Here is a 15,206-nt window from a genome sequence, read left to right as displayed (position 1 = left end):
CTCCTAACGTAAACGACCACGCACGGTTTTACGTGCTTGGCCGGCTAAACTGACTAAACTTTGTTGAGTATGGCCATGACACAAAGCAACAGCTAATGCATCGGCCGCGTCTGCTTGAGGCGACTTAGTTAACTTTAAAATATGGCTAACCATATGCTGCACTTGTGTTTTTTCTGCATTACCTTTGCCCACTACCGCTTGTTTGATTTGCCTTGCAGAATATTCTGCGACCGGTAATTTAGCATGACCAGCAGCAACAATTGCCGCACCACGTGCTTGGCCAAGTTTTAAGGCTGAATCTGGATTGTGTGCCAAAAACACCTGTTCAATCGCAAATAAATCAGGTTGGTATTGTTCGATTAATTGGCTGACTGCGTTAAAAATAACAATTAACCTTTCAGCCAAAGGCCCGTCACCTAAACGAATACAGCCGCTGCCAAGGTAGTGAAAATGACGCCCTTGTTGGCGAACAACCCCATAACCTGTAATGCGTGAACCTGGATCTATACCTAAAATAATGCTCAAGAGCGTCTCAAAAAAGGTTACTTAAAAAAAAGGCGGTGATATCACCGCCTTACAAACAATTAATCACGCTTATTTAGTTGGCAATTTAACTTCAATTGCAAGGTCAACTAATTGCTGTGGATTAGCCGTGCCAGGTGCGTCAGTTAATGGACATGCCGCAGTCGTTGTTTTCGGGAATGCCATTACGTCACGAATAGACGAAGCGCCTGTCATTAACATGACTAAACGGTCTAAACCAAAAGCTAAACCTGCATGTGGTGGCGCACCAAATTTTAATGCATCTAATAAGAAGCCAAATTTTTCTTGTGCTTCTTCTTCACCAATACCTAAAATTTCAAATACCACTTGTTGCATATCTTGGTTGTGAATACGTACAGAACCACCACCCACTTCACAGCCATTTAATACCATGTCGTATGCATTGGATAAGGTATTTTCTGGTTGTGCTTTTAATTCAGCTGGAGTCACACCAATTGGTGCGGTAAACGGGTGATGTAATGGGGTTAAACCACCATCTTCTAGCTCTTCAAACATTGGGAAGTCAACAACCCAAAGTGGTTTCCACTCATCAGCAACTAAACCTAAGGTTTCACCAATTTTTAATCTAAGTGCACCTATGGCTTCACTAACAACTGTGTATTTGTCACTACCAAAGAATAGGATATCGCCAGTTTCAGCTTGAGTGCGCTCCATAATGGCTAACGCAACATCTTCTGGTAAGAATTTAAGAATCGGTGACTGTAAACCTTCAACACCTTTGCTTAAATCATTTACTTTAATCCAAGCTAAACCTTTAGCGCCGTAAATACCAACAAATTTAGTTAATTCATCAATATCTTTGCGTGAAAACTTGTCCGCGCCTTGTGGCACTTTAAGTGCAGCTACACGGCCTTTAGGGTCGTTTGCTGGACCTGAGAATACTTTAAACTCAACACCTTGCATTAAATCAGCCACATCAACCATTTCTAATGGAATACGTAAGTCTGGCTTATCGCTACCATATTTTGTCATGGCTTCTGCATAAGTCATACGTGGGAATTCACCTAAATCTACGTCCAATAAGTTGCTGAATAGCTGACGTGTCATATCTTCAGTGACTGACATCACTTCATCAGCAGACATAAATGAAGTTTCTATATCAATTTGGGTGAATTCTGGTTGGCGATCTGCTCGTAAATCTTCGTCACGGAAACATTTAACGATTTGATAGTATCTGTCCATACCGGCCATCATCAACAACTGTTTAAACAATTGTGGTGATTGAGGTAATGCAAAAAAGTGCCCTTTATGTGTACGACTTGGAACTAGATAGTCACGCGCACCTTCTGGTGTCGCTTTTGTCAAAATTGGTGTTTCAATATCTAAAAAGTCTTTGCTGTCTAGATAACTACGAATTTGACTAGTTACTTTTGCCCGGAATTTTAAGCGGTCTGCCATTTCTGGGCGACGTAAATCTAAATAACGATATTTTAATCTTTGTTCTTCTGAGTTATTTAAATGGCCATCCATATTCAATGGTAATGGTGCAGCAGCATTTAAAATAGTTAATTCTGATGCCAAAATTTCAACTTCACCAGTTGCCATATTTTTATTTACTTGGCTATCAGGACGAGCACGCACAGCACCAGTTAACTGAATACAAAACTCATGTTTTAATTTGTTAGCTATTGCAAACAAATCTTCAAAGTCAGGGTCAACAACTACTTGAACTATCCCTTTCACGTCTCGAACATCTAAAAAGATTAGACCACCTAAATCACGGCGACGGTTAACCCAACCACACAGAGTTACGTTTTGCCCAACTAAAGATTGATTAATTTGTCCACAATAATGGCTTCGCATAATGAGTTTAATTCCTAGCTAGAATAATAGCGGATGTGGGAAAATCACCACATCAGCTTGTTTGATCTGAAAATTGTGCGGGATTATAGCTAGATTTAAGCAAATTTAACAGCCATCATAATGGCTAATGCCGACTTGTCATTTTTGCTTCAAGGTTATGCCACCAAGTTAAACACTTTTGCAACAGTAAATAATTAACCGGCACCAAAAACAAAGTAACAAAAGGCGCAAATAGAATGCCAAAACCTAAGGATACAGCCATAGGTACTAAAAATTGCGCTTGTGACGAGCCATCTAAGATCAGAGGTAATAACCCGAGAAAAGTAGTCATCGAAGTTAACATAACAGGTCTAAGCCGAGTTGAAGTGACTTTCATCACGGATTCAATCACAGAATGTGTTTTTTGATATTGTTTATTGATAAATTCGACTAATACCACAGCATCGTTAACCACAACACCAACCAAGGCAATCAAACCAATAAAACTCATCATTGTCAGCTCGATAGACAATAACCAATGTCCAGCCATTGAACCAATGACACTAAATGGAATCACCGACATCACAATCAGTGGGTGAATATAAGATTTAAATGGGATAGCCAATAAACCATAGATGATAATCAGCGCTGCTAATATGCCCCACTTCAAAGAATTGAGCGTTTGTTTTAACTCACTACTTTCGCCAACCAATTTAAATTTAAGCTGCGGATAATCTTCTGCAAGCTCAAATAAATAGCCATCTAACATCTTATTCAATTTACGAATATCTATTTTCGGATCAGAAAAGTCCGCGGATATTTCGATGCTGCGTTGATGGTCAACCCGGCGAATAACTTGCGGGCCAGTGTCAATGCTAAAGCTTGCCAATTGAGATAAAGGGACTTCTTTGCCGTCTTTTAAATGAATCATAAAACGTTGCAAATCCGGCAAGCTACTGCGCTCATTCGCTGGTAAACGTACTTTAACTTTTACTTCTTGACCGTGACGAATAATGCGCTGAACCTCTATGCCCCAAAAACCAGCCCGAACTTGGGCGAGCAAATCTGAACGGGTCACACCCAAAGATTTAGCCAACGGTGTTAGCTCTAAAAAGAGTTGTTGCCTGCCGGGTGCATAATTGTCGGCAATGTCTTCGACAAAAGGAATGGTCGATAATTTGCTTTTTATGATTTGTGCTGCTTTTTGTAATTCAGCTAAATTTTGCCCTGAAACTCTAATGTCGATTATGTTATTCGTTTTGCCCGCTTGCGCTTCAAACACTAAACTTTCAGCGCCAATAATTGGCCCAATTAACTTGCGCCATTCATCTTCTAACTCAAGACTAGTAATAGTTAAGCTATGTTGCTCTGCTGGCACCAAGTCAAAACTAACATATCCCATATATGGATTGTTTTCTTCATTACCTGCAGCACCAGTAACCGAAACTATGTTGCGGATAATACTTTGACCCATTTCCGAGTCTATATACTTGTTCCGCAGTGTTTGTGCTTGTTCACTAATATGCTGAATGTTGCGGTCAACTATATGAGTATTTGTCCCTGCCGGCATGGTTAATACAACTTTAACTTGATCACTGGTTATCTTTGGGAAAAACACAAATTTGTTTTCACCAGTAAACACAGCTGAGACAACCACTAAAAAGAAGCCAAAAAATATCACTAAACAGCTAAATTTGTATTGAATACACCAAGCAAGCGCAGGTCGATAATAACGCTCACTATGATATGCAAATGCCTTATTAATATTATGCTGCCACTTAGCCAACCCCTTCATTTGATTGCCTGTTTCCAAACGAACAAACTTGAGTCTAGCTGGCAACACCCATTTAGTTTCAATTAAACTAAATAACAATACAGGGATCACCACAGCGGCAATTTGGCTTAAAATAATCCCTTGGCTACCTGCGACAAAAAACAACGGGATAAATGCAACAATAGTCGTAAGCAGCCCCAAGGTTACAGGCTGGGCAACTTCTTTGGTCCCGGCAATAGCCGCATGTAAACCAGACTCGGCATGTTCCAAATGGCTATAGACGTTTTCACCTGTGACAATAGCGTCATCCACCACCATGCCCAGTACTAAAATAAAACCAAACATACTGATGAGATTCAGACTGACACCGAATAACGGCATCACGGCAAATGCGCCTAAAAAACTTAACGGAATACCTAAAAACACCCAAAACGCCACCGCAGGACGCAAAAATAATGTCAGCATCAATAACACTAAAATACTGCCGTATACAGCACTGTCGACCATACCTGAAATACGGTTTTCCAAACGTTCAGCGTTATCACTCCAGTGCCCTATATAAATACCTTGTGGCAGACTGTGCTGTTTTTGTTGGACAAAGTCTTTAACTAGATGGGCAATGCGAATCGCATTTTGTTTTTCTGTTTGCTGAACTTCCATAAATACCGCAGGATAACCATTAAATCTTGTACTCAGTGCCACTTCGGCAAAACCATCATCAATATTGGCGATTTGATGTAGTTTGACCGTACTACCATCCCCTTGATATTTAACCACTATATTATTGAGCGCATCGCCAGTATACGCCTGACCTTGCGAACGAATGATAATATCGCCGTTAGCTGAATATAAATAGCCAGCCGATAAGTCTTGTGCATTCTCAGCTATCGCTCTTGCGACTTGGCCAAAACTTAACTGGTACTTCTGCAAATTTTCTGTTGGTATCTGAATCGATATTTCATAGTCTGGCGCATGTTTCATAACAATTTTACGTAGTTCAGGTAAGGTCGCCAACTCACTGTAAATTTGCTCGGCATAACGACGTAAAACTTGTTGCGGCTGTTCGCCGTATATCACCACACCTAATACTTGGGTAAATTCGTTTTTGATTTGTATTTTGGGGTTATCAATTTCTTTCGGCAGAGTATTAATTGCATTAATTTTCAGCTGAATTTTTTGCATTGCATCTGTGATATCTACATTATTGTGCAACTTAGCCACTACATGACTTAACTCTTGGCTCGACTGGCTTTTTATCTGCTTAACTTCAGCCAGCTCTCGCAGCGCAGATTCAATATGCGTGGTGACTTTTAGTTCAACATCGGACGGCACTGCCGCCGGATAACGCACATGTACTTCAACTTGTTCAGCTTCTAATTTTGGCAATACTTGTTGTGGTATTTGGTAAACCAATGACCAAGCGCCAGCCAACAACAAACAAGCCATGAGTAAGTTAGCGGCTATATCATTTTTCGCAAACCATGCAATCATTCAACACCAGCCACAGTAAATGCATTGACGTGAATATTTTCTGGCACTTGCCCTAGCGGGGTGACAACTAACGAATCACCATCATTTAATCCTTTTTTTACCACCACGTTTTGATGATCACGCCAGACAATATCGAGTTTACGTTTTATCAGCTCGTTACCTTTAACAACATAGGCATATTCATTTTGATAAACCGCTTGTGGCGAGATAACAAATACATCAGACACTTGCACGCCATTAAAATAGGCAGTGACATATTGACCAATTTTTAGCGGCTGATCATATACACTCGACTGGTAGGGTTTAGGAATAGAGACAATGACATGCAATTGTTGACTCGCACTATCAATAGCCCCTTCGGTGCGAATCAGTTTTCCTTGCCACTGTGAAGTTTTACCTAAGTTGGATGTAATGGTCACATTAGTCGCAACACCAACTTCAGTCTGTCCTTTTACGACACTTGGTAATTTAACCAATGGCAAATCTTCGTTATTAAGTGGTAGCCTAACTTCAAATGCATCAATGGCGTAAATTTCGCCTAGAACATTATTTGCCCCAATCACCTGACCTATAGCAACATTTTTCTTTAGCGTATATCCATCGTAAGGCGCGGTAATTTCAGTACGTTCCAAATTAAGCTTTGCTTTATTCAGTTTAGCTTCGGCTGAAACTAAATTGGCTTCAGCGGCGGCGAGTTGTGGTTTGCGCAATACCAAATCGGGTGGAATACTATCCCCTTGCGCTCTATGCCAATCTTGTTTGGCTTGTTTAGCTTTGGCGAGTTCTTGTAAATAATTTTGTTTAGCGTTGAGATAACCCGCGTTGGCAACGTCGACATCTGATTGATAGTCGCGTTTATCAATCGCGACCAACAATTCGCCTTGTTGGAAAAATCCCCCGTTAAAAAAACCAGTATTTAAATAGGTAATTTGTCCGCCGATTTGACTCACCACCTGCCCTTGGGTACGAGCTTGTACCCGCCCATATGAAGCAATAATAGGGGTAAATGACTGCTTACCAACAATCTGTACTTCAACATTCAATTGCGCTTTTTTTGGCACTTGTACAACCAAGCCGTCGTCATCGGTTAACCAATACAGAGCAATAAACAAACTAAATAAGGTTGCCAGTACTAGAGGAAAGCTGTCTCGCATTATTATTATCCAGAGCAAAAGTATTTAACAGAGTATGCAACAGTCTAAGCTTAGAATTAACTTTTTGTTTTAACAAACTAATAACTTAATTTATCTCCAAGCAAAATCCCCCTTATTGCAGCAATTAACTGAAGTTTAGGGTAGAATCCGCTCAACCTAGCCTGACAGCCTACAAATTACTGAAATGAGCAAAAGAGATAACATATACGCAAGTCCACAACATCAAGTTAAAGACTTTGTTTTTGACGACAGTGTCGTTGATGTATTTTCTGATATGATTGAACGTTCGGTACCAGGTTATCAAACCATCATTTCAACCATAGGTCACTTAGCTAAAGCCTATGTAACGGATGATAGCCACATATATGATTTAGGTGCATCCTTAGGTGCGGCCAGTTTGTCTATTCGCCGCAATATTACCAGTGCCAACAATACTTTATTTGCAGTCGACTATTCTCAACCTATGGCTGAAAAATGTCGCAAACATTTGCTCAATTACAAATCCAATGTGAAAACCATTGTCTTATGTGACGATGTACTTAAATTGGATATTCACAATGCCTCTATGGTGGTGTTGAACTTCACGCTGCAATTTATTGCGGCCGATTTGCGTGAACAATTGATTAAACAGATATACCAAGGATTAAATCCGGGTGGCATTTTGGTCTTATCCGAAAAACTCATTTTCAACCAAGATAAAATCCAACATACACTCAACGATTTACATCTAGATTTTAAGCGTGCCCATGGCTACAGCGAACTTGAAATCAGCCAAAAACGCACCGCAATAGAAAACGTAATGAAACCTGACGATTTAGATACTCATTATCAAAGATTAAAAAACGCAGGATTCAACCAATTTAATCAGTGGTATCAGTGTTTTAATTTTTGTTCGCTAATTGCTATAAAAGACTAGAGCTTAAACCGCATGTTTAACCAATTTTACCAAGACATACTCAATAATCAGCTACACAGTTGGATAGAAACTATGCCAGCGCTACTAGCAGATTGGCAAAAAAACGCCTTGCATGGCGAATTTAAAAGCTGGCAAAAAACCATTGAAAATTTGCCAGAAGCCACGGCAACTTGTGTTGAGCTTAAATCAGCAGTGGCTATCGGCCACAGCGACGATCTAAATCTAGGCCAACAAAAACGCTTAGAAGTTTTATTAAAACAATTTATGCCTTGGCGCAAAGGCCCTTATCAGCTATTTCATATTGATTTGGATACAGAATGGCGCAGTGACTGGAAATGGGACCGACTGCTACCACATATTCAACCATTAAAAAATCGCACTGTGTTGGATGTAGGGTGTGGCAACGGCTACCACATGTGGCGCATGTTAGGTGAAGGTGCAAAATTTGTTGTTGGAGCAGATCCTTCTCAGCTGTTTGTTGTACAGTTTCAGGCAATGCAAAAATACGCTCAGCAACCTGGTATTCACTTATTACCATTGGGCGTTGAACAACTGCCGGCAAGTAATGCGTTTGACACAGTATTTTCTATGGGTGTTTTGTATCATAGACGCAGTCCATTTGAATTTTTGCAGCAACTAAAAGACCAGCTTAGACCCGGCGGTGAGTTAATCCTTGAAACCATAGTTGTTGCAGGTGACGAAAATACTGTTTTAGTACCGGGTGAACGTTATGCAAGAATGCGCAACGTGTGGTTTATTCCAAGTAGTAAAGCTTTATGCCACTGGTTAAGTCGCCTTGGTTTCAAAAATATTCGAGTTGTAGACGAAACTGTCACTTCGTTAGACGAACAAAGAAAAACGGCTTGGATGGAGAACGAATCGTTAGCAGATTTTTTAGATATTAACGACAGAGATAAAACAGTTGAAGGCTACCCTGCACCTATACGCGCAGTGGTAATCGCCAATAAATAGTTGAAGTAATTAGCTTTTGCACATAGGCTTAATGAAATCAACAGATAGGTTAGCAATAGCTGTAGGAAAAAATAATAATGAACCAAGCTGAAATCACTAAATTAATGCAAGAGTCGGCGCAAGACGCTGTTAGCTATATTAATGAAGAATATGGTGTGCAGCTCGACTATTCGATTGAAAGCATAGCACAAATTGATAAAGCAATTTTGTGGAGCATAGCTAAACTAAAAGACGAAACGGATCGCAAACAAGACTTTATCTTTGTGATTTGTAATATGCTTGGCGCTTATATGGGAGAAACTTTCCGTAAACATATAGGGGGCGAATGGTTATATGACGATTCAGATCCAAATGCGCCTACCGTTATGCTTGCATTTTCTGGCCATACATTTGCGTTTCCTGGTATTTGTTATCAAAAACTCGTGGTTGATGTAAATACAAATGTCCGTCGTTATTTTGAACTTGCAATCAGTAACGTGACACAGTAACAAAAAATCTCCAACAAATTGCTAACTTTGTAAAATCTTATATATACTGAAGGAATTAGGTAAAAATTTAGACAAATTGGATGTTATGCACAAACAAAGTATTTTCACGTTAGCCACTTTAGTTATATCGCTTACTTTAAGTTCTGTGCGAGCTTCTGAAATTACTTTGTTGACTTGGCCTGAATATATATCTCAATCCCTATTAGATGCTTTCCACAGCCAAACCGGCACTAGCGTAAAACAAATCCACTACGATTCAGACGACGCTCGCGACAGATTACTCAACCTGACCCAAGGCCAAGGTTACGACATCATACTAACCAGTCGAGTTCGGTTACCAATGTACCAACAACAACTATGGTTAGACAGCTATAATAAACCTTCACTACCGAATTTAATCCACATTGAGCCTAAGTGGCAGCAGGCAGCAAATGAATTTGGCGATTATTGTGTGCCCTACTTTTGGGGAACAATAGGTATTGTTTACAACAAAAAATACATCAGCCAACCGCCATTGAGTTGGCGAGATTTTTTTGCTCAATTACAGCGATACTCTGGTAAAGTTAATTTACTCAATGATTCTCGCACTTTGTTACCCATGGCTTTGATAGCAGCTGGGTTTGATAGCCATTCAGATGAGCAGTCACACATTAACCAAGCTGCTGCAATTATCCATGAGCAACTAACACACATAAACAGCTTTAGTGCACTAAATTTAGATAAAAATAATAGATTAAATAATGAAGAAATCTGGATTTCGATGGCTTACAACGGCGATGCGTTATACTTAAAGTCGCTTAATTCAGATCTTGAATTTATTCAACCTGCAGACGGCACAAACGCATGGTTAGATTGTTTAAGCATAAGTAGAGCCAGTGGACAAAAGAAGCTTGCTCATCAATTCATTAATTTTTTATTAGACCCACAAAATTCGATGCGGCTAGCATTAGATTTACAGTACCCGACACCCAATTTGGCCGCTTATAAGCTGTTACCGACAGAAGTTCAAAACAACCAAACCTTGTATCCGACATTGTCCACTAAAGTACAGTTAAACAAAGTGATTGCTGCGAGTACTGAGCGCTACTTTCAAATGACCTACAAACAACTGGTATTTGCACACAAACAACTAGGCCAAAAAAGACTATGAAACTCAGCAACAAACTTATTGTACTTATATTGTTGCTTGTCGCTTTACCCATGACAGGAATTGGTTTATATGCCATTTATATGTCGGTGGATAATAATAGATACCAATTTAACAACCGTCTGAAAAATCAAGCCGCTCAGCAGGCTTTTACTTTAGAGCATTATTTTTCTGACACTCACTCTATCTTAGAGTTATTAAGTCGTAATACCAGCTTAATTGAGTATATACAACGTAGCCAAAATAATGAAAAATATGCCCTGCTCTTGCCGCAGGTCTTAGACAACTTTGCTCAATATATTCAATCCTATCCTAAAATTGATGAAATTCAGCTCATTCGGCCAAACGGATTAATTGATGCTCGACTGGCAGCAGACTTTAGCCCAATAAATGAGCAATGGCTGACTCACACAGCTTGGTTCGATAAATTAGACCAAACAACTGACTCACAATATATTTTTGCTAGCGAACAACCTTTATTTCCAAGTCTTTACGCAATCCGTAAGTTAGTACTGGCGAATAAAACTCACTGGGGGTATTTACTCGTTAAGGTAAACCCTGAAACCATACATAATGTTATTCATAACTTAGTTGGTGAGTCAGGCTTAAACGTGCTGATTGATAGACAAGGTGAAATACTCGTATCTAGCTTCAATTACCCGAGTAATAAACTGCCACAATATTTGAATAACCAGCTGCAAAGCACCTCTGCTAACCTAATTCAAACTTATTTTAATGACCAAGACTTACTCATTGCTAAACAGCCGATAAACGGGGATTTTGTTCTAGCAACCGCAGTTCCTTCAAACGAATTAGCCATCACAAAACATATATCCTACATAGTATTGTTCGCAGTGCTTGTCTCTATGTTATTAACAAGTTGGTTAATCTTCTTTTCGTTAGAAAAACTTATTTTGAAACCCATAGCACAGCTGAATGCAGCGAGTAAATCAATTGCTTCAGGCAAACTGGTGATGCGCTTGCCGAGTAATCGAAATGATGAAATGGGCCGATTATTTGAATCATTCAACCGAATGGTCAACTCAATCAAACAAGCACGAAGTAGTATAGAAGATTATAAAGACCACTTAGAAGAAAAAGTGGAATCTAGAACCTTGGCATTACAAAATGCTAATAGAGAACTAACTCAAGCGCGCATTCTTGCCGAGCAAGCCAGCGAGCTAAAAAGTCGCTTTTTAGCGAATATGAGCCATGAAATACGCACGCCTCTGACAGCTATCTGTGGTTTTACTGAGCAAGCCTTAGTCCATCAAAACGATGCGCAATTAAGGGATGAGTTGTTACAGAAAGTCCTGAGTAGCAGTAACCACTTAATGTCACTAATCAGCGACATTTTAGATTTATCAAAAATCGAATCAGGCAAACTAGAAGTTGAAGCTATCCAAGTTGATTTAAGCCAGATGCTTACTGAACTGAGCAATATCGCCGAAAAGCTCTGCCAAGAAAAATCTCTCAGTTTCAATATTGATTTAGCTGCTGCGTTGCCAAGCAAATTTATTTCAGATCCAACTCGATTAAAGCAAATCCTGATAAACCTAATTTCCAATGCAGTAAAATTTACCCACCAAGGAGGCGTAAAAGTTGAAGTTGTATATGAACATTTAACTCAGCAGCTTTCTTTTAGTATTTTTGATACAGGCATTGGTCTATCAGACAAGGCGCAAGCTAAGTTATTTCAACCTTTTGTCCAAGCTGACTCTAGCACCACTCGCAAATATGGTGGTACGGGTTTAGGATTGGCGGTCAGCCAATCGTTAGCAGAGTGCCTATCTGGTTCCATTGCTGTCAAAAGCCAAGAAGGCAAAGGTTCAGTATTTACTTTAACCTTAGATTTATCTGCTCAGCAACTGCACAATTTGACTTCAATAACTCTCAATAAGAGTCCATCACAAAAAACCACCACTCAATTAGATTTGTCTTCTGCTGAAATTTTATTGGCCGAAGATAATCTAGACAACCAACGACTAATACAATTAATGCTGTCGCCAACCAAAGTAAATATAGAGGTCGTTAATAATGGCCAAGAAGCGGTTGAAAAATGTTTAGTTGAGGACTTCGACTTAGTGCTTATGGATATGCAAATGCCGATTATGGGTGGCTTAGAAGCCACGCAGTTAATTCGACAGACTGGCTTTGAACAACCAATTATTGCATTAACCGCAAATGTTATGCGAGAAGAAATCAGCCATTATTTACAACAAGGATGCAATGATCATATAGCTAAACCAATAGACTCGGGTATACTCTTAGAAACCTTAGCCAAATATTTAATCAATGATAGTCAACAAGCCCAGGCAATTGACTTCGAACAAATAGCAGCTAACCTTAAAAATAGCGAAGATGTCCAACAACTTACTGACGAGTTTTCTCGAAGGTTACCTATGCAGTTAGCAGAAATGCAGCAAGCTCTAAACAGCAAAGATTTTCAACAACTTGCGTTAATCGCACATTCGTTGAAAGGCAACAGTGCCAGTTTTGGTAAACAAGAATTAGCCGAACCGGCGGCTGAACTTGAACAAGCAGCATATACTTGTAACATTAGTTTAGTACAACAGAAATTTGTCAACTTACATAGTTTAATTACAAGTCTAAATTTCAAGGAAGCTTAATGAACGACAAAAAAAAATTAACACCGCTTCGTAGCGAAAAAGTGCTGATTGTCGACGACTGCCGCATTATGCGAGATTATTTACGTCAAATGCTGCTCGAAATGGGATTCAGCCGCTTTGTCGAGGCTGAAAATGCAGAAGAAACTTTTGAGAGATATCAAACCGAAAAACCAAATATCGTTTTCTTAGACATCATGTTAGATGAAGAAGACGGCTTAGCGGTGTTCGAACAACTATTAGCGAGAGATGCCAATGCTAAGGTTGCTATCATTAGCGCCCATTCAACTGCTGACAACGTAAAAAAAGCAATGTCATTAGGTGCCAAAGGCTTTCTAGTTAAGCCTTTCCAGCCTAAAAAGCTCTTTGTAACATTAAAAAATATGGGCTGTGAATTTATTGGTTAAAACCACTCTTTCCACCAGCCTTTTTCTAATTCTTTAAAGGCTAAATTAAGCAGCAGTGCCATATCTAAATATCTAAGTTTAGAAGAGTTAGATTTCACACTAACCCCTTGCTCCAACAACTTATTTTCTAATTGCCCGTACCAATTGACTAAACTCATGGGTAGCGGTTGTTGCGCTCTTTTACCTAACCAATAATACCCTTGTAGTGGCATACTTAAAATTAAACACGCCATCGCCAACGCTTGAGGCATAAACTCATAACCCAACACAGCCACTTGAATACAAAATGAAATAATTGCAATGACAGGCAGAAACATAACTGCAAAATGAGTGGCTTTGATCACTCTACATTCAGGGAAAATGGCATATAACTGAGGTTTAACTGGCCATTTTTTACTGTATTGGTGACCAGTAACAAGATCATGAAATAAATTAGACAACATATTGGGTACCTCACACACAGCGACGCTGTTAGTATTTATAATATGTCATCCTTGAGTAGGATCAAGTTGATTTATGCTAAAAAGGTCAAACTTTATCAGCTTGACCTGTTTATCCAGTTATTTTACGACTACGGTTGAATCTTCATTAATGTCTATTCTTGTACCGCCACTTAGCAAGAAAGTTGCAACGCTCGTTTGCATCTCTGTTGTGACTGCACCACTAACTGATGGATCAAGCAATGAGCTATGCCCACCAGTATTGTAACGAATCAAGCCAGATGTAGGTGTGTCACCTTCCACATCCGCAGTTATTGCAGATATACCTAACAATCGGGCAAACTGTTCTGTGCCCGAAGTCGGAGAAGCGCTGGCAAACGGGGGAATTACTTGGTCCCACGTGGTTGGATCTTGGCCATCTCCATAAATTTCCGTTATCAATACTGGAGTTGCACTTGCAGCTAACCAGCTTGCATATCGGTTAGGATCACCTTCATCTAACATAGTTTGCACAGCAAAACCGTATTGACTGATGACACTGTTGATCGCAACAACCCCAGCTGGATTATTGCTCGCTAATACTGCCAAGTAGCCATCAAAATATTGATTATGATCTGCTGCCGTCAAAGCTTGTAAATCGGCGCCATTTTGCGCCAAATATGTCGCATACCCTTGGGCAAGAGCGGCTAAACTCGCATTATCACTGCTTAAGTTAGCCAATAAAACGCTACCTTTGATAAAACGACCAAACGCACCACTGTCTAACAAGAAATTTGCCACGCCACCTGATGCATTAGCAAATACACCAGCCTTGATTGTAAATAATGCATCAGCGCCTGCTTGCGCTAATTGCTCTGAACCAAGGGTCGCAAAACCTGTATTAGCAATTGCAGTAAAGCTCGCACCAACAATACCACCTAAGCTGTGACCGACAAATGAAACGTTAGAAACATCGAGCATTTGTCCATCAAACTCTTGACCAGCTAAACTTGCAATTGCTGCTCGAAGACGCAATAAATCAACAATGCTTTGACGCATGTTGTCACGCATAGCACGAGCGTTTTGCAAATTCATATAAGCGGTCGCGCCTTTTTCATCGTTTGCAACTACATCTGCGTTGCCATCACCTGTGACATCAAATCCGCGAGAACCGTGTAACACCATATCCATTGCTACTGTTGCAAAGCCTGCTTTGCTTAATGCCGCAGTTAACGCCAACATATCTTCTTTGCGACTGGTAATGCCGTGTTGCAAAATAACAACCGGCCAGCCAGCCGTCGGCATTTCAACATTAGTTTGATTAAAAATACTGACATATGCAGCATCTGGCACAGTCACCTGCAAATTAGTGTTCACTAAACTTTTAACTGCCGGTACTGGGTTATATTGGGTAATATTGCGCTCAGTATCTAAACCTAAATCGCGCAAACCTAAAGCTTGGCAT

12 protein-coding genes are annotated in these 15,206 nt (G+C 39.9%); 6 read left to right on the top strand and 6 right to left on the bottom strand.

Annotation, left to right across the window (positions count from 1 at the left end; genetic code table 11):
- Positions 1 to 3: 3 nt before the first annotated feature.
- From ruvC to WSC_RS22370, 4 genes are all read right to left on the bottom strand, one after another.
- Entirely contained in the window at positions 4 to 525 is a 522-nt protein-coding gene (gene ruvC, locus WSC_RS0109495; protein WP_016955686.1) for a crossover junction endodeoxyribonuclease RuvC, read from the bottom strand.
- A 69-nt stretch (positions 526 to 594) separates the two neighbouring features.
- Positions 595 to 2,367 (bottom strand): aspartate--tRNA ligase, encoded by a 1,773-nt coding sequence (gene aspS / locus WSC_RS0109490; protein ID WP_016955685.1) that lies wholly within the window; start codon positions 2,365 to 2,367, stop codon positions 595 to 597.
- Positions 2,368 to 2,491: 124 nt separating this feature from the next.
- Positions 2,492 to 5,611, bottom strand: a complete 3,120-nt coding sequence (locus tag WSC_RS0109485; protein WP_016955684.1) for an efflux RND transporter permease subunit — start codon at positions 5,609 to 5,611, stop codon at positions 2,492 to 2,494.
- A complete protein-coding gene (locus tag WSC_RS22370) occupies positions 5,608 to 6,765 on the bottom strand; it encodes an efflux RND transporter periplasmic adaptor subunit (protein ID WP_016955683.1) in 1,158 nt (385 codons plus the stop codon). The genes WSC_RS0109485 and WSC_RS22370 overlap by 4 nt, the downstream gene beginning before the upstream one ends.
- A gap of 184 nt (positions 6,766 to 6,949) precedes the next feature.
- On the opposite strand from WSC_RS22370, the gene cmoA reads away from it, so the two are divergent.
- From cmoA to WSC_RS0109450, 6 genes are all read left to right on the top strand, one after another.
- The gene (cmoA, locus tag WSC_RS0109475) at positions 6,950 to 7,681 is read left to right on the top strand and encodes a carboxy-S-adenosyl-L-methionine synthase CmoA (protein ID WP_016955682.1); all 732 of its coding nucleotides are present in this window, start codon (positions 6,950 to 6,952) and stop codon (positions 7,679 to 7,681) included.
- Positions 7,682 to 7,693: 12 nt separating this feature from the next.
- Positions 7,694 to 8,653 carry a tRNA 5-methoxyuridine(34)/uridine 5-oxyacetic acid(34) synthase CmoB gene (gene cmoB, locus WSC_RS0109470; RefSeq protein ID WP_016955681.1) on the top strand — a complete coding sequence of 320 codons (960 nt, stop codon included), beginning with the start codon at positions 7,694 to 7,696 and terminating at the stop codon, positions 8,651 to 8,653.
- A gap of 77 nt (positions 8,654 to 8,730) precedes the next feature.
- The gene (locus tag WSC_RS0109465; RefSeq protein WP_016955680.1) at positions 8,731 to 9,141 is read left to right on the top strand and encodes a hypothetical protein; all 411 of its coding nucleotides are present in this window, start codon (positions 8,731 to 8,733) and stop codon (positions 9,139 to 9,141) included.
- Between the two features lie 85 nt (positions 9,142 to 9,226).
- On the top strand, positions 9,227 to 10,291 hold the full coding sequence (locus WSC_RS0109460; RefSeq protein ID WP_016955679.1) for a polyamine ABC transporter substrate-binding protein: 1,065 nt from the start codon (positions 9,227 to 9,229) through the stop codon (positions 10,289 to 10,291).
- Positions 10,288 to 12,918 carry a hybrid sensor histidine kinase/response regulator gene (locus WSC_RS0109455; RefSeq protein WP_016955678.1) on the top strand — a complete coding sequence of 877 codons (2,631 nt, stop codon included), beginning with the start codon at positions 10,288 to 10,290 and terminating at the stop codon, positions 12,916 to 12,918. Before WSC_RS0109460 ends, WSC_RS0109455 begins: the two co-directional genes overlap by 4 nt.
- Positions 12,918 to 13,322 (top strand): response regulator, encoded by a 405-nt coding sequence (locus tag WSC_RS0109450; protein WP_016955677.1) that lies wholly within the window; start codon positions 12,918 to 12,920, stop codon positions 13,320 to 13,322. Before WSC_RS0109455 ends, WSC_RS0109450 begins: the two co-directional genes overlap by 1 nt.
- Here the strand turns inward: WSC_RS0109450 and yfbV are convergent.
- Both yfbV and WSC_RS24105 read right to left on the bottom strand, forming a co-directional pair.
- A complete protein-coding gene (gene yfbV / locus WSC_RS0109445; RefSeq protein ID WP_016955676.1) occupies positions 13,319 to 13,765 on the bottom strand; it encodes a terminus macrodomain insulation protein YfbV in 447 nt (148 codons plus the stop codon). The two genes, WSC_RS0109450 and yfbV, sit on opposite strands and share 4 nt — an antisense overlap.
- Positions 13,766 to 13,882: 117 nt before the next feature.
- Positions 13,883 to 15,206, bottom strand: a 1,324-nt coding sequence (locus tag WSC_RS24105) for a VolA/Pla-1 family phospholipase (protein ID WP_040394164.1), incomplete at its 5' end; no start/stop codon positions are given.

The organism is Catenovulum agarivorans YM01 (assembly GCF_000281085.1).
In the GTDB taxonomy this organism is placed as follows: Bacteria; Pseudomonadota; Gammaproteobacteria; order Enterobacterales; family Alteromonadaceae; genus Catenovulum; species Catenovulum agarivorans.
Note: the sequence above shows the minus strand (reverse complement) of the source record. Positions and strands in the feature narration are given on the sequence as shown.